Origin of the sequence: Xanthobacter dioxanivorans (assembly GCF_016807805.1) — a bacterium.
In the GTDB taxonomy this organism is placed as follows: Bacteria; Pseudomonadota; Alphaproteobacteria; order Rhizobiales; family Xanthobacteraceae; genus Xanthobacter; species Xanthobacter dioxanivorans.
The window spans coordinates 3,556,063-3,571,576 of the sequence record NZ_CP063362.1 but is presented as its reverse complement, the minus strand read 5'-3'; the positions used below and the strand labels follow the sequence as shown (position 1 = coordinate 3,571,576).

The following is a 15,514-nucleotide window of genomic DNA, read 5'->3' as shown; positions in this document are numbered from 1 at the left end:
ACTTCCGCGGCCAATTCAAGCCGCCGTCGGCGCATGCCAGGCACGCCGGCTCGCCCCCCGGGGTCGCTCATGCCGCAATGCGGCAATGCGGCACGCGGCGCTTGTAGTCATCGACGGGCCGGGTGGATGCGGCTATCGTCAAGCGCTGCCGTGTGGAATCGGGATCATCCCCGCGCGGGGCTCCATCGGGGGCCGGCGCGGCAAGCGGCCAACGGACCAAAGGAGCGGGCCAATGGATTTCGATCCGGTCACCCTCGCGCGCATCCAGTTCGCCTTCACCGTCTGCTTCCACATCATCTTCCCCGCCTTCACCATCGGGCTTTCCGCCTTCATCGCGACGCTGGAGCTGATCTGGCTGAAGACCGGCAAGGACGTGTTTCACCGCCTCGCGCGCTTCTGGACCAAGATCTTCGCCGTCTCCTTCGCCATGGGCGTGGTGTCGGGCATCGTGCTGTCCTACCAGTTCGGCACCAACTGGAGCCGCTACGCCGAGTTCGTCGGCTCGGTGGTGGCCCCGCTCATCGGCTTCGAGGTGCTCACCGCCTTCTTTCTGGAGGCCACGTTCCTCGGCATCATGCTGTTCGGCTGGAACCGGGTGCCCCCTTGGCTGCACGTGCTCTCCTGCTGCGTCGTGGCGTTCGGCACCTTCATGTCCGCCTTCTGGATCCTCGCCGCCAACAGCTGGATGCAGACCCCCGCCGGCTTCGAGCTGCGCGACGGCGTGGCCTATCCCCTTGACTGGCTGGCCATCATCTTCAACCCGAGCTTCCACTGGCGCCTGCCGCACATGCTGCTGGCGGCCTATCTCACCACCTCCCTCGTGGTCCTGTCGGTGGGCGCGCGCTATCTCCTCGCCGGCAAGTTCCAGGAGGAATCGAAGGTGATGATGGTGATGGGCATCGGCATGCTCGCCATCGTCGGCCCCATCCAGGCTTTCGTGGGCGACAGCCACGGCCTCAATTCCGCCCACTACCAGCCGGCGAAGATCGCCGCCGTGGAGGCCCACTGGGACAGCAGCAAGCCCGCGCCGCTGGTGCTGTTCGCCTGGCCGGACGAGAAGGCGGAGAAGAACCTGTTCGAGATCTCGATCCCGCACGGGGCGTCGCTGATGATCACCCATCGCCTCGACGGCTTGTTCCCGGGGCTGAAGGACTTCGCGCCGCAGGACCGCCCGCCGGTGTTCGGCCCGTTCTTCGGCTTCCGGGCCATGGTGGGCGTCGGCGTCATCATGATCCTTATGGGCTGGATCGGCGCCTGGCTCATCTTCAGGGGCCGGGTGACCACCACGCGCTGGTACCTCCTCGGCTCCTCCTGGGCCTGGCCGCTCGGCTTCATCGCCATCCTGTCCGGCTGGATCGTCACCGAGCAGGGCCGCCAGCCCTGGGTGGTGGAAGGCCTGCTGCGGACCGAGGACGCCATCTCGCCCATTGCCGGCTGGACCGTGGGGCTGACGCTGGCGCTGTTCCTCATCGTCTACGCCATCATCTTCGCCACCGGGATCTATTTCATGAACCGCCTGATCGTGCGCGGTCCCGGCGGCGTGCTCATCGAGCCGCCGGCGAAGGACCGTCCCAGCCGCCCCCTCGCCGCCGCCCATGGCGAAGGCCAGATGACCCCGGGCACCTGAGCCCGGCGTCGCTCCCTCCCAACCTTTCGACGTGTGAGAGGATCAGGCCATGGAATGGTATCTCCCCGTCATCTGGGGCCTCATCATCGGTGTCGCGGTCATCATGTACGTGGTGCTCGACGGCTTCGATCTTGGCATCGGCATCCTCTTTCCGTTCGCGAAGGAGGAGCGCGAGCGCGACACCATGATGAACACGGTGGCGCCCTTCTGGGACGGCAACGAGACGTGGCTCATCCTTGGCGGCGGCGGCCTTTGGGTCGCCTTCCCCAAGGCCTATGCCGTGGTGATGCCGGCGCTCTATTTGCCGGTCATCATCATGCTGCTGGCCCTGGTCTTCCGAGGGGTCGCCTTTGAATTTCGCTGGGTGGCCATGAGCAGCCGGCGCTGGTGGAACGCCGCATTCGCCGGCGGCTCGCTGGTGGCCGCCTTCTCCCAGGGGGTGATTCTCGGCGGCCTCGTCCAGGGCATCACGGTGAAAAACGGCGCCTTCGCCGGCGGCCCGCTCGACTGGGCGACCCCCTTCGCCTTCCTCTGCGGCGTCGGCGTGGTGATGGGCTACGCTCTGCTCGGCGCCACCTGGCTGCTCGTCAAGACCGACGGCGCGGTGGCCGCGCGGGCGCGCCAGCACGCCATTCCGCTGCTCCTCGCCGTGCTGGTGCTGATGGGCCTCGTGAGCCTGTGGACGCCCATCGCCTTCGAGCGCATCGCCACGCGCTGGTTCTCGCGGCCCAACATCTTCTTCCTGGCGCCGGTGCCCATCGTCACCGCGCTCCTGGCCTATGCCGTATGGCACTGGTTGCGAACGGGGCGGGAGATGCTGCCCTTCTTCGGCACGGTGGGGTTGTTCGTGCTCGGCTTCCTGGGCCTCGCCATCTCCACCTTTCCCTATCTGGTGCCGCCGAGCCTCACCGTGTGGCAGACCGCCGCCGCCGCGCCGAGCCAGATCCTGATGCTGTTCGGCGTCATCTTCCTGCTGCCGGTGGTGCTGGGCTACATCGTGTTCGTCTACTGGATCTTCCGCGGCAAGGTGCGCGAGGGCGAAGGGTACCACTGAGGCGCACGTCCCTCCGGGGCCTTCAGTCCGCCTCTTCCAGCTCCCCTGCCGCTGAAAACAGGGCGAGCTGCTGCTCACGCACCGGAGCGAAGGAACGGCGATGGTGCAGGCACGGGCCGTGCGCGCGCAACGCTGCGCCATGTTCCGGCGTGCCGTAGCCCATGTGGCGCTCGAAGCCATAGGCGGGAAAGGCGGCGCCGACCCCCGCCATCAGCCGGTCGCGCACCACCTTGGCCACGATGGACGCCGCCGCGATCGAGGCGATGAGCCCGTCTCCCCCCACCACCGCCTCCACGGCACAGGCGACCTGCGGCGGATCATTGCCGTCCACCAGCAGGAAGGCGGGGCAGCGGGGCAGTCCGCGCACGGCATTGGCGAGGGCCCAGAGCGTCGCCTGGCGGATGTTGTCGCGATCGATGCGGACCGGCGGAGCGAGCGCCACCGCCACCTCTGCGGTGGCGCAGATCTCGGCATAAAGCGCCTCGCGCCTGGCGCGGGTCAGCTTCTTCGAATCGTCGAGGCCCTGCGGCACCCGCGCCGGGTCGAGCACCACGGCGGCGGCCACCACCGGCCCGGCGAGGGGCCCGCGTCCCACCTCGTCGGCACCGGCCACGGGCGCAAAGCCCCCCGTGTAGAGCGCGCGCTCGCGGGAAAAATCGAGACCTCTCCAGGCCGGCATGCCGGCCACGTCGCTCGCCTTGGGCGGCCGACCGCGTCGCCGTCCGGGGACAAGCTGGGTCTGGGCAGGCGGGGCTTTGCCGCGGGGAGCCATGGCGTCCGGTGAAATCCACTCGGTCACAGGGGCGGACGATTCGCGCCCTTTCGCGTCCTGATAGCATGCCACGGGTCGGGGAACTGGGCATTCCCCCGCGGGCGTTGTAAACCCATCTTCCGGCGAGGGAGGCCCCCGCCGGAAGAGTTTCGGCAATGGCGGCGTGGGCCGCCGAGTGGCGCTGCGGGAGGCGAGCCATGCGTTGGGAGGATTTCCGCTCCAGCGACAATGTGGAGGACCGGCGTGGCGGCGGCGGTGGCGGGTTCCAGATGCCGGGGGGCCGGGGCGGCCTCGGCATCGGCACCATCCTCGTGGTCGGCCTGATCGGCTGGGCGCTGGGCATCAATCCGGCCGTGATCATCGGCGGGCTGGAGGCCATCAACGGTACGAGCGGCAGCGCCCCGCAGCAGAGCGCGCCGCGCACCACCCAGAGCGGCCCGCCGAAGGACGATCTCGGCCGATTCGCCGCCGCGGTGCTGGCGCAGACCGAGGACGTGTGGACCGAGATCTTCCGCTCCGAGGGCAAGACCTACCAGGATCCCAAGTTGGTGCTGTTCTCCGGCGCGACGCGCTCGGCCTGCGGCGGCGCCCAGTCGGCGATGGGTCCGTTCTATTGCCCGCTGGACCAGAAGGTCTATCTCGACCTGTCCTTCTTCCGGGAGATGAAGGAGCGCTTCAGGGCGCCGGGCGACTTCGCCGCGGCATACGTCATCGCCCACGAGGTGGGCCACCACGTGGAAAACCTCATCGGCCTCCTGCCCAAGGTGCAGCAGGCGCAGGCGCGCGCGTCCTCGCGCGCCGAGGCGAACAATCTCTCCGTTCGCGTGGAGCTGATGGCCGATTGCCTCGCGGGGGTGTGGGCCTACCACGCCAATGCCCGGTTCCGCATCCTTGAGCCGGGCGACGTGGAGGAGGCGCTGGGCGCGGCGAGCGCCATCGGCGACGACCGGCTGCAGAAGCAGGCACAGGGCTATGCGGTGCCGGACAGCTTCACCCATGGCACGTCGCAGCAACGCGTGAACTGGTTCACCCGCGGACTGAAGAGCGGCTCCATGCAACAGTGCAACGCATTTTCCGGACCCATCTGACCTCCCGGCCGGAGGACCCCGAGGGGCTCATCGCGGCGGCTTGCCTTGCATTTTGCGGCGAATGCTCGCACGACTTGCAGACGGCCAGAGCCCCGGCGTGCATCGGTGGACGGCCGTTTCTGGCTGCACGATTCCGGCAGAGGAGCGGACGGCCAGCGGGGAGGACGCCATGGACACTCCGCAGCATGATCGCGCGCTCCCTCCGGACGATCCCAGCAACCAGCCGCCCCCCTTCGCCGACTTGAACCTTGCTGCGCTCGACGCCCCGCTGATGGCGGCCGTCGCGCGTGACGGGGCAACGGACGAGATCCTCGCCTTCGGCAGGGACTGGGGCGCATCCGAGCAACTGGCCCTCGGCCGGCTGGCCAACGAGAACCCACCCGAACTGCACAGCCACGACGGCAACGGCCGGCGCTGCGACATCGTGGAGTTCCATCCCGCCTACCACGCCCTCATGGCGCAGAGCGTCTGCGCCGGGCTGCATTCATCAAGCTGGGACCGCTCCGACCGGCGGGGGCAGGCGACCCGCGCGGCACGCCTCTACCTGGTGAGCCAAGTGGAGGCGGGGCACGTTTGCCCCCTCACCATGACCCACGCCGCCCCCGCGAGCCTGGCCGCCGCCCCCCATCTCCTGCGCGACTTCCTGCCGCGCATCCGATCGCGCACCTATGACGGGCGCTTCCTGCCGTTCTGGGAAAAGGCCGGCGTCACCCTCGGCATGGGCATGACGGAACGGCAGGGTGGCACCGATGTGCGCTCCAACACCACGCGGGCGGAACGCACCCAGGGCGACGAGTATGAAATTACCGGAGCCAAATGGTTCTTCTCCGCCCCCATGAGCGACGCCTTCCTCGTGCTGGCGCAGGCGCCGGGCGGCCTCACGGCGTTCTTCATGCCCCGCTTCCGCCCGGACGGGACGGTGAACGGGCTGCGGCTGGTGCGGCTGAAGCGCAAGCTCGGCAACCGCTCCAACGCCTCCTCCGAGGTGGAGTTCGAGCGGGCCTTCGCCTGGCGGCTGGGAGAGGAAGGGCGAGGCATTCCCGCCATTCTCGAGATGGTGCAGCTGACACGGCTCGACTGCGCCGTCTCCTCCGCCGGCCTGATGCGCATGGCGCTGTCCCGCGCCCTGCACCATGCCCGCCACCGCACGGTGTTCCAGCGCAAGCTCCTGGACCAGCCGGCCATGGCCATGGTGCTGGCCGATCTCGCCCTGGAGGCGGAGGGAGCGACCGCCCTGACACTGCGCCTCGCGCGCAGCTACGACCTCGCAAACGGCGCCGGCGAAGGCCGGCAGGAGGAGGCGGCCCGTGCCCGCGTGCTCACCCCCGTGGTGAAATTCGCCGTGTGCAAGGCCGCCCCGGCCTTCGTCGCGGAAGCCATGGAGGCGATCGGCGGCAATGGCTACGTGGAAGACAGCGGCCTGCCGCGGCTTTATCGCGAGGCGCCGGTGAACGCCATCTGGGAAGGCTCCGGCAACGTGATGGCGCTCGACCTCGTCCGCGTCGCCCAGCGCGAGCCGGACGCCCTCGAAACCATGCTGGCCGACCTCCTGCGGGATGCCGGCGCCCTGCCCGGCGCCGCGGCCGCGGCGGAAATCGTGTCCACCTGCCTCAGGTCCGGCGACCGCGAGGCGCATGCCCGCCGGGCCGCCGACCGGCTGGCGGCCCTGGCCACCGCCGCCGCGCTGGCCGAATCAGCCCCCGCCGCCGTGGCCGAGGCGTATGCGGCCACGCGCCTCGCCCGCCCTGCGGCGGTCTATGGCGCCAATGCCGTGGACAGCGCGCGCAATCTCCTGCTGGAGCGCGCGTTCGCGGCCTGAGGCCGGCCGTCGGGCGCAAGCCGCCCTTGCCCTTGGGCCGACATCGTGCGAAGGACGCGGGAACGCACGGCACCGCCGCGGGAGAACCTCCCGCGCGAGCCGTTCGGCGTCGGCCATTGAAACCTCTTGCAGCCTTCGCTATAGGGGCCGACAAATCATTCCGAAGGGGCCATGCGGCCAACCCTCGGCCCTGGCCGGTGCCCGTGCATGATGCGCGAGAGCATGATGCGCGCAGCGGCCGCGGCCGGACCGGCCGAGTACACGAGAGGCGTCAGTCCATGTCTTCGACGTTCGACACGGTGGCCAACATCATCGCGGAAACCTGCGACATTCCGCGGGACACCATCACGCCGGACAGCCACGCCATCGACGATCTCGGCATCGACAGCCTCGACTTCCTCGACATCGCCTTCGCCATCGACAAGGCGTTCGGCATCAAGCTGCCGCTGGAGCAGTGGACGCAGGAAGTCAACGACGGCAAGGCGACCACCGAGCAGTATTTCGTGCTCAAGAACCTCTGCGCCCGCATCGACGAGTTGGTCGCTGCGAAGGCCGCGTGAGGCCTGACTAGATGCGTCCTGAAGTTTTCAAGATGATCGACCGGGTCGTGACCATCGACCCGTCGCTCCAAAAGATCCACTGCCAGGGAATGGTACCCGAGGAAAGTTCCATCTTCGATGGGCACTTTCCCGGCTACCCCATCATGCCCGGCGTGCTGCTGATCGAGGCCATGGCGCAGACCACCGGCTGGCTGGTGCTGGCGCGCAACCGCTTCAACAAGATGCCCTTCCTCGCCACCGTGAAGGAGGCGAAGCTGCGCACCTTCGTGCTGCCGGGGCAGAATCTCGACCTCTTCTCGGAAATCCTGCACGAGGGTTCGGGTTTCGTGGTGGCCAAGACCCACGCGACGCTCGAGGGCAAGCCCATCTGCAGCGCCGAACTCACCTTCCGCGTGCTTCCCTGGCCCGAGGGCAAGATGAAGCCGGTGGTGATGAAGGTGGCCGAGCACGTCTCCTTCCCCCTCGCGGACTTTGCCGATGCCTGATCCCAAAGCCGGCCGGCTCCACCGCGACGTGTGGATCACTGGCATCGGCCTCGTCTCCTCCCTCGGGGAGGGGCTGGACGCCCACTGGGAGGCGCTCTCCTCGGGCGCCGGGCCGCGGACGGACGCGACCACCTACGCGCCGTATGTGGTCCACCCCCTCGTCAAGGTTTCCTTCGACAGCCAGATCCCCAAGAAGGGCGATCAGCGGCAGATGGAGCCCTGGCAGCGGATCGGCACCTACGCGGCGGGCCTTGCGCTCGATGCCGCCGGAATCGCCAAGAACACCGAGATCCTGTCGAAGACCGACATGATCGTCGCCGCTGGCGGCGGCGAGCGGGATTTCCAGGTGGACGCGTCGATCCTCAATGACCTGTCCGCCTCCAACGATCCCGGGCGGCTGTTGAACGAGCGGCTGCTGTCGGACCTGCGGCCCACCCTCTCTTTGGCCCAGCTCTCGAACCTGCTCGCCGGCAATATCTCCATCGTGCACGGCGTCACCGGCTCCTCGCGCACCTTCATGGGCGAGGAAAGCGCCGGGGTGGATGCGACGCGCGTCGCCTACTCGCGCATCGCGGCAGGCCAGAGCGAGATCGCCCTGGTGGGCGGCGCCTACAATGCGGAGCGCGAGGACACGCTGCTCCTCAACGACCTCGACGGCTTCTGCCTGAAGGGCGAGTTCCGGCCGGCCTTCACCGCGCCGGGCATCGCCTCCGGCTCCATGGGCGCCTTCCTGGTGCTCGAATCGCCCGAGCACGCCACGGCGCGCGGGGCGAAGCCCATCGCCAGGCTCTCCGGCGTCTGGTCGGAGCGGGCGAAGCGGGCGGTGGCGGGCGCCATCGCCGAGAAGGTCAGGGACCTCCTCGCCAATGCCGGCACCGGTGCCGGCACGGCGGTCATCTCCGGCACCACCGGCGCCCGGGAGGCGACCGAGGCCGAAGCGCAGGTGCTGGTCGAAACCGGCCTGCCCGTGCGCGCGGTGGCGAACCGCATGGGTCACGGCTTCGAGGCGCAGTTCATCGCCGGCCTCGCGCTGGCCGCCCTCGCAGTGTCGAAGGGCACGCTCTTCCCACCGCTCCCGGCGATCCGGTGGAGAAGGGCGGCGACGGTGTGACACGCGTGGTGGTGACCCAGGTCGGCCACTGGCGTGGAGAAGGCGCGGGCCTCGTCGAGAAGGCGTAGGGCTGCGGCCCGACGCAGCGTGCGGGTCGCCCCCCGGCCTGACGGCGACAGGAGGCCGGGCGCCGGCGCATTGTCCTCGAAGCCGGCTTCGGCTTATTTTCCAGCCCGTCGGCGGGAACGGCCGCGCAGCCAGCCTGCGCGGGGCCGGCGGAATCAAAGGACAGGCGCCTGGGGCGGGCGCGCTTCACGCAAGGGAGCCGCGAACATGACACAGGCGCATTTGGACAAGTTCGGACGCCCCATCGTGGTGGTGACGGGCATCGGCGTCGTCACCTCCCTGGGTCAGGGGAAGGACGACAACTGGCGCCGCCTCACGGCGGGCGAATCCGGCATCCACACCATCACGCGCTTCCCCATCGAGGGCATGCGCACCACCATCGCCGGCACCGTGGACTTCCTGTTCGACAGCCGCGTCGCGGCGCCCAACCTGTCGGAAAAGCTCGCGACGCTTGCCGCGGAGGAAGCCATTTCCGAGGCCGGCATCGGCACGCCGGGTGATTTCCCCGGCCCGCTCTTCGCCGCGGTCCCCCGGTGGAGCTGGAATGGCCCGAGCGCCAGCAGATCGCCGATGCGGTGGGCCACTATCCCATCGTCTACCACGATCTTCTGGGCGCCGCGGCGTCCGGCAAGTTCCGCCCGTGGCACGAGCGCTTCCTGTTCGGCTCGGTGGCAGACCGCCTCGCCGACCGCTTCGGCACCCGCGGCCAGCCCATCTCCCTGTCCACCGCCTGCGCTTCGGGCGCGACCGCCATCCAGCTGGGCGTCGAGGCCATCCGCCGTGGCGACACCGATGTCGCCCTTTCCCTCGGCACGGACGGCTCGGTGCATCCGGAGGCCCTGATCCGCTTCTCGCTGCTCTCCGCGCTCACCACCGCCAACGACAAGCCGGAGGAAGCCGCCCGCCCCTTCGCCAAGAACCGCGACGGCTTCGTGATGGCCGAGGGCGCCGCCGCGCTGGTGTTGGAGAGCTACGAGCATGCGGTGGCGCGCGGTGCGAAGATCCTCGGCGTGCTGGAAGGCTGCGGCGAGATGGCGGACAATTTCCACCGCACCCGTTCCAGCCCGGACGGCCGGCCCATCGTCGGCTGCATGAAGAACGCGCTGGAGGATGCCGGCGTGACGCCGGACGACGTGGACTACATCAACGCCCACGGCACCTCGACGCCCGAGAACGACCGCATGGAATATGTGGGCCTGAAGGGCGTCTTCGGCGAGGAGAAGCTCGCTCAGATCCCCATCTCGTCCAACAAGTCCATGATCGGACACACCCTGACGGCGGCGGGCGCCATCGAGGCGGCGGTGTCGCTGCTCACCATCGCCCATGGGCGCATTCCGCCCACCATCAACTACAACATCCCCGACCCGGCCATTCCGCTGGACGTGGTGCCGAACGTCGCCCGCGATGCGCGGGTGACGCGGGTGATCTCCAACTCCTTCGGCTTCGGCGGACAGAATGTCTGCCTGGTGCTGGCGGGGGAGCCGGCGTGAGGGTGCGGACCGTCGACGCATGGGCGCCGCGCCCCTTCTCCCGCTTGCGGGGGAGGGTCGGGGTGGCGAACCCCTCCGTTGGCGCCACGCTCGGATGTCTCACAGCCCCCGCGCGATCCTGCCCCCTCCCTAACCCTCCCCCGCGAGCGGGAGAGGGGATGCCATCGTGAGCACCGCATCCAAACCCATCCTTGTTACCGGCGGCGGGCGCGGCCTCGGCGCCTCCATCGTGCGCGCGCTGGTGGCGGCGGGATACCCGGTCACCTTCACCTACCGCTCGGCGGTGGCGGAGGCGGAGGCGCTGATCGGCGACATTCGCGCCATCCATCCGCAGGCGCAGCTGACCTCCCGCTCCCTCGACCTTGCCGACCGCGCGGCGGTGGAGGCCTTCGCCGAGGAGCTGGAGGCCGGCGAGACGCTCTACGGCCTGTGCCACAATGCCGGCGCCTCCTATGACACGCTCGCCGCCATGATCGACCAGGACAAGGCGGAAGGCGTGATGCAGGTGAACCACTTCGCCTTCGTGCGCCTCGCCCGGGCCGTGGTACGGCCCATGACGCGCGCCCGGCAGGGCCGCATCGTCGCTATCGGCTCGGTGGCGGCGCTCCAGGCCAACCAGGGCAATGCGGCCTATGCCGCCTCCAAGGCAGCCCTTCTCGCCCACGTGCGTGGCCTTGCCATCGAGACGGCGCGGCGGGGCGTGACGGTGAATTACGTGGCCCCCGGCTTCATCGATACCGCCATGCTGGAGAAGTTCGCCGACTACCGCGCGAAGATGGAAGCCCAGATCCCCGCCGGCCGGTTCGCCACCCCGGATGACGTGGCGCAGGTGGTGGCCTTTCTCTTCTCCCCCGGCGCGGGCTATATGACCGGCGCCATATTGCCGGTGGATGGCGGGCTTTCCGCCTCGCTCGCCGCCCACCGCTGACTTCAAATCCAGAGAATAACAATGCGTGGCCTCCAGCTCGTCTCCGACCGCAAGCTCGAACTCGTCGACTTGCCCGAACCCGACGCCCCCGGCGCCGGCGAGGTTCAGATCCGCGTGAAGGCCCTGGCGCTCAACCATATCGACGTGTGGGGCTGGCGCGGCATGGCCTTCGCCAAGCGCAAGATGCCCCTCGTGGTGGGGGCGGAAGCCGCCGGCGAGATCGTGGCGCTCGGCGCCGACGTGCGCGGCCTGAAGGTGGGCCAGACGGTCGCCATGTACGGCGCCATGACCTGCGGCCACTGCAAGAACTGCCTTAAGGGCCGCGACAATCTCTGCCAGAACGTGGGCGGCGTGCTCGGCTTCCACATCGACGGCTTCGCCCGCGACGTGATCAACATGCCCGAGCGCCTCGTCATTCCCGCCCCCGAGGGGGTCTCGTTCGAGGACGCGGCCTGCGCCGGCATCACCTTCTCCACCGTCGAGCACATGCTGTTCGACAATGCCGAGCTCGAACAGGGCGAGACCGTGCTGGTACATGCGGGCGGCTCGGGCATCGGCTCCGCCGCCATCCGCCTGGCGAAGGACGTGGGCGCCACCGTCATCACCACCGTGGGCGACGACGAGAAGATGGCGAAGGCCCTGGCACTGGGCGCCGACCACGTCATCAACTACCGCAAGGACCGCTTCGAGCACGAGGTCCGCAAGATCACCAAGAAGGTCGGCGTGGACGTGGTGTTCGAGCATGTGGGCGCCGACACCTGGAACGCCTCGCTGCTCTCCATGAAGCCCGGCGCGCGCCTCGTCACCTGCGGCTCCACCTCGGGCGTCTCGGTGCAGATGAACCTGATGCAGCTGTTCCAGCGCCAGTACAAGATCTTCGGCTCGTTCGGCGCCACCATCCGCAATGTGGCCGACGGACTTGAGAAGATGGGCCGTGGCGTCATGCCGGTGATCGATACCGTGGTGCCGCTGGAGAATTTCAACGAGGGGCTGGAGCGGCTGGAAAGCCGCAAGGTCTTCGGCAAGATCGTGGTGAAGTTCTGAACGCGATGCCGGCACAGGTGAAACGGGGCCCCGCCGGCGACTTCCCCTGTTCCCCGGACAAGCGGAGGCGCAGCCGGAGCGCCGATCCGGAGTCCAGCGCAAGACTCCTGCGCAGCAGTCAAATACTCCGGGACGTGGAAGACGAAGCCGCCTCCGGCGAGTCCTTGCGCTGGCCCTCGGCTCTCCTTCCACTGCGCTTTCGCTCCGCTCCTGTCGGCCGGGGCGCGAGCCGGTGGCTGACGAGGCGCTGACTGTGCCCATATTTCCCCGCCCCGTCCGCAAGGCCCTGCACCGCCTGAAGCTCGCCCTCGCGCCGGCGGCCGAGGCGCTGGTGGCGGGCTATGTGCGCTTCTCCATCTGGTGGCTGAGGCTATGGCCGCTCTGGCTCTCCGCTGGCGGCATGGCCTTCTGGGCGCGCCTGCTCGGCCCGTTCTTCGCGGTGAGCAAGGTGGCGCGGCGCAACCTTTCCGCCGCCTTCCCCGAGAAAAGCCCGTCGGAGATCAACGCCCTCGTGCGCGGCATCTGGGCCAATATGGGCCGGCTCTCCGCCGAGTTCGCCCAGCAGGACCGCCTGTGGGACTACGATCCCCAAAGCCCCGATGCCGGACGCGTCGAGGTGAAGGGGGCGGACATCATGGCGCGGCTGCGCGAGGACGGCCGCCCGGCCCTCTTCTTCACCGCCCATACGGGCAATTGGGAAATGTGCGCCATCGCCGGGGCCAAGCTGAACGTGCCCGGCGGCGTGCTCTACCGAGCGCCGAACAACAAGCGCGCTGCGGCCATGATCGAGGAGATGCGCTCCGGCACCATGCCGGGCCTCGTCCGCGCCGGACGCGATGCCGGCCGCGTGATGGCGCGCATGCTGGCCGATGGTCAGCACCTGGGCATGCTGGTGGACCAGTACTGGACCGGCGGGCCCGAAGTGGTGTTCTTCGGCCGGCCCTGCGCCACCAATCCCACCCTCGCGCGCCTCGCCCGGCAGTTCGATTGCCCGGTGCACGGCATGCGCGTCGTCCGCCTGCCCGGCGCCCGCTTCCGCGTGGAAGTCACCGAGGAAGTTGCCCTGCCCCGCGATGCCGATGGCAAGATCGAAGTGGTGGGCGCCATGCAGGCGGTGACCTCGGTGATCGAGGGCTGGGTGCGCGAATATCCGGACCAGTGGCTGTGGCTGCACCGCCGCTGGCGATGAGAGGCCCTTGCCCCGGGGGCGACGATCCTATAAAGCCGCGCTTTCCTTTTTGCGGGGTCTTGAGGGATGAGCGCGGCTGAAGTCGCCGTCATCATGGGCAGCCAGTCCGATTGGGACACCATGCGCCACGCAGCCGAAACGCTGCAGGCGCTGCAGATCCCGCACGAGACCCGCATCGTTTCCGCCCATCGCACGCCGGATCGCATGTACGCCTTCGCCAAGACGGCGAAGGCGGATGGCATCAAGATCATCATCGCCGGCGCCGGCGGGGCGGCGCACCTGCCGGGCATGGTGGCGGCGCTGACGACGCTGCCGGTCTTCGGCGTGCCGGTGCAGTCGAAGAGCCTGTCCGGGCTCGACAGCCTGTATTCCATCGTCCAGATGCCGGCTGGCGTGCCGGTGGGGACCCTCGCCATCGGCGCGGCGGGGGCGACCAATGCGGCGCTGCTGGCCGCCGCGGTCCTCGCCCTTTCCGATCCCGCCCTCGCCACGCGCCTCGAGAACTGGCGCGCCGCGCGCACCGAGGCGGTTGCGGATCGTCCGTCCTGACCATGCTCGTTCCCGGCAGCGTCATCGGCATCCTCGGCGGCGGCCAGCTCGGCCGCATGATCGCCCTTGCCGCTGCCGAGCTCGGCTTGAAGACCCATGTCCTCTGCCCGGACAAGGACAGCCCCGCTTTCCAGGTGAGCGCGCACCACATCTGCGCCGCCTATGACGACCGCGACGCGCTGGACCGCTTCGCGGCGGCCGTGGACGTGGTCACCTACGAATTCGAGAATGTGCCGCTTTCGACCGCGGAGTTCCTGGTGGCCCGCGTGCCGCTGAAGCCGGGGGCGAAGGCCCTCGCCGTCACCCAGGACCGGCTGCTCGAAAAAACCTTCGTGCGCGACCTGAGCATCGAGACCGCGCCGTTCGCGGCGGTGGACGACCTCGCGGGCCTTGAGCGGGCGGTGGCCGCGCTCGGCCTGCCGGCGGTGTTGAAGACGCGGCGCTTCGGCTATGACGGCAAGGGGCAGGTGATGATCCGTCCCGGCGACGACCTGACCGCCGCCTGGCATGCTCTGGGGCGGCAGAGCGCCATTCTGGAAGGGTTCGTCGCCTTCGAGCGCGAGGTCTCTGTGGTCGCGGCGCGGCGCGGCGATGGCGCCTTCTCCGCCTTCGACGTGACCGAGAACGTGCATCGCGAGCACATCCTGCACACATCGACCGTGCCGGCGGCTCTCACCGCCGAGACGGCGAAGCGGGCGCGCATCATCGCGCGCACCATCGGCGATGCCCTCGACTATGAAGGCGTCTTCGCGGTGGAGCTGTTCGTGGTGGGGCGCGGCGCGGGCGAGCGGGTGGTGGTCAACGAGATCGCGCCCCGCGTCCACAACAGCGGCCACTGGACCCAGGACGGCGCCGTGACCTCCCAGTTCGAGCAGCACGTGCGCGCCATCGCCGGCTGGCCTCTGGGCGAGGTCTCGCGGATCGGCCGGGCGCAGATGACCAACCTGATCGGCGCCGACGTGCATGACTGGCATGCGCTGCTCGCCGAGCCCGGCGCCCATGTGCATCTCTACGGCAAGGACGAGGCCCGCGCCGGCCGCAAGATGGGGCATGTGGTGCGGGTCAAGCGTGATCCGGACGTGTGCGCCAATATCCCCGAAGAAGGCTGCTGAGCAGCGGTTTCCTTGGCGTGGAGACAGTCCGGAAGGGGTGTCGAATCGCTGTCATGTGCCGTGCCTATGATACCTCGTCGCCCGAAGGGGAACCCGCGACCTTACGGTGGTGGACGGCGACAAAAGGCGCATGGAAGTCAGACGGCCGACGGTCTATTCTTCATTATCATATTACCATACGGCTGCGGGGAGGCCGATGGCTGAAGATCATTTCCTACAGCGGCTGCGTGATCTTGCGCGGCACATGGCACAGTCCGGCCGCTATTGCAGCTGGCGGCTGATCCTGATCGAGCTGCGCTTCATGCGCGGCATTCGCGAGGCGGCCTTGTGCTTCGGCGATACGGACATCCGCGCCGAACTCGATACCTTGTGCCGCCAGGCGCAGAAGCAGCGCGCGCTGCGCACCCTGCCCCTGCCGGCGGCGTCGGTACCGGCCTCCGATTCCCTGCCCGCGGGCCTCGCCGCTGCTGCCCATTGACCCACCCTCGGGGCAGCACACGGAAAAGTAAGCCGGCGCAACGCTTCGACGGCCGTTTTCCCGGCACGGGAGATGTGGACACCTGAGAGGCGTTCTGATAAGAGAGCGGCTCCTTCGGGCATGCTGAGGACGAGCGCAACGT

13 protein-coding genes and 2 pseudogenes are annotated in these 15,514 nt (G+C 69.0%); 14 read left to right on the top strand and 1 reads right to left on the bottom strand.

Annotated features, from left to right (window positions below; translation table 11 throughout):
- Positions 1-232 precede the first annotated feature (232 nt).
- The gene (locus EZH22_RS16610; RefSeq protein ID WP_203191650.1) at positions 233-1,627 is read left to right on the top strand and encodes a cytochrome ubiquinol oxidase subunit I; all 1,395 of its coding nucleotides are present in this window, start codon (positions 233-235) and stop codon (positions 1,625-1,627) included.
- Positions 1,628-1,676: 49 nt separating this feature from the next.
- Complete coding sequence (gene cydB / locus EZH22_RS16605; protein WP_203191649.1) at positions 1,677-2,681, top strand: cytochrome d ubiquinol oxidase subunit II; 1,005 nt, start codon at positions 1,677-1,679, stop codon at positions 2,679-2,681.
- 22 nt (positions 2,682-2,703) lie between these two features.
- On the opposite strand, the gene EZH22_RS16600 is transcribed toward cydB, so the two are convergent.
- Complete coding sequence (locus tag EZH22_RS16600; RefSeq protein WP_231711544.1) at positions 2,704-3,360, bottom strand: ribonuclease HII; 657 nt, start codon at positions 3,358-3,360, stop codon at positions 2,704-2,706.
- Positions 3,361-3,650: 290 nt separating this feature from the next.
- Here EZH22_RS16600 and ypfJ point away from each other — a divergent pair, with 290 nt between their 5' ends.
- The 12 genes and pseudogenes from ypfJ to EZH22_RS16540 all read left to right on the top strand — a co-directional run bounded on the left by ypfJ (position 3,651) and on the right by EZH22_RS16540 (position 15,372).
- Positions 3,651-4,541, top strand: a complete 891-nt coding sequence (gene ypfJ, locus EZH22_RS16595) for a KPN_02809 family neutral zinc metallopeptidase (protein WP_203191647.1) — start codon at positions 3,651-3,653, stop codon at positions 4,539-4,541.
- A gap of 169 nt (positions 4,542-4,710) precedes the next feature.
- On the top strand, positions 4,711-6,360 hold the full coding sequence (locus tag EZH22_RS16590; protein WP_203191646.1) for an acyl-CoA dehydrogenase family protein: 1,650 nt from the start codon (positions 4,711-4,713) through the stop codon (positions 6,358-6,360).
- 278 nt (positions 6,361-6,638) lie between these two features.
- Positions 6,639-6,920, top strand: coding sequence for an acyl carrier protein (locus EZH22_RS16585; RefSeq protein WP_012113283.1), 282 nt, complete (start codon positions 6,639-6,641; stop codon positions 6,918-6,920).
- A 32-nt stretch (positions 6,921-6,952) separates the two neighbouring features.
- Complete coding sequence (locus EZH22_RS16580) at positions 6,953-7,405, top strand: 3-hydroxyacyl-ACP dehydratase FabZ family protein (RefSeq protein WP_231711008.1); 453 nt, start codon at positions 6,953-6,955, stop codon at positions 7,403-7,405.
- Positions 7,398-8,584: pseudogene (locus EZH22_RS16575) on the top strand (beta-ketoacyl-ACP synthase). The gene EZH22_RS16580 and the pseudogene EZH22_RS16575 overlap by 8 nt, the downstream one beginning before the upstream one ends.
- Before the next feature lie 205 nt (positions 8,585-8,789).
- Positions 8,790-10,072: pseudogene (locus EZH22_RS16570) on the top strand (beta-ketoacyl-ACP synthase).
- Between the two features lie 166 nt (positions 10,073-10,238).
- Positions 10,239-11,000, top strand: coding sequence for an SDR family NAD(P)-dependent oxidoreductase (locus EZH22_RS16565; protein ID WP_203191644.1), 762 nt, complete (start codon positions 10,239-10,241; stop codon positions 10,998-11,000).
- Positions 11,001-11,021: 21 nt separating this feature from the next.
- Complete coding sequence (locus EZH22_RS16560) at positions 11,022-12,044, top strand: zinc-binding dehydrogenase (protein WP_203191643.1); 1,023 nt, start codon at positions 11,022-11,024, stop codon at positions 12,042-12,044.
- A 253-nt stretch (positions 12,045-12,297) separates the two neighbouring features.
- Positions 12,298-13,233 (top strand): lipid A biosynthesis lauroyl acyltransferase, encoded by a 936-nt coding sequence (locus EZH22_RS16555; protein ID WP_203191642.1) that lies wholly within the window; start codon positions 12,298-12,300, stop codon positions 13,231-13,233.
- Positions 13,234-13,299: 66 nt separating this feature from the next.
- Complete coding sequence (purE, locus tag EZH22_RS16550; protein WP_203191641.1) at positions 13,300-13,782, top strand: 5-(carboxyamino)imidazole ribonucleotide mutase; 483 nt, start codon at positions 13,300-13,302, stop codon at positions 13,780-13,782.
- 2 nt (positions 13,783-13,784) lie between these two features.
- Entirely contained in the window at positions 13,785-14,894 is a 1,110-nt protein-coding gene (locus EZH22_RS16545; protein ID WP_203191640.1) for a 5-(carboxyamino)imidazole ribonucleotide synthase, read from the top strand.
- A gap of 196 nt (positions 14,895-15,090) precedes the next feature.
- Positions 15,091-15,372, top strand: a complete 282-nt coding sequence (locus EZH22_RS16540) for a hypothetical protein (RefSeq protein WP_203191639.1) — start codon at positions 15,091-15,093, stop codon at positions 15,370-15,372.
- The last annotated feature ends 142 nt before the right edge of the window (positions 15,373-15,514 follow it).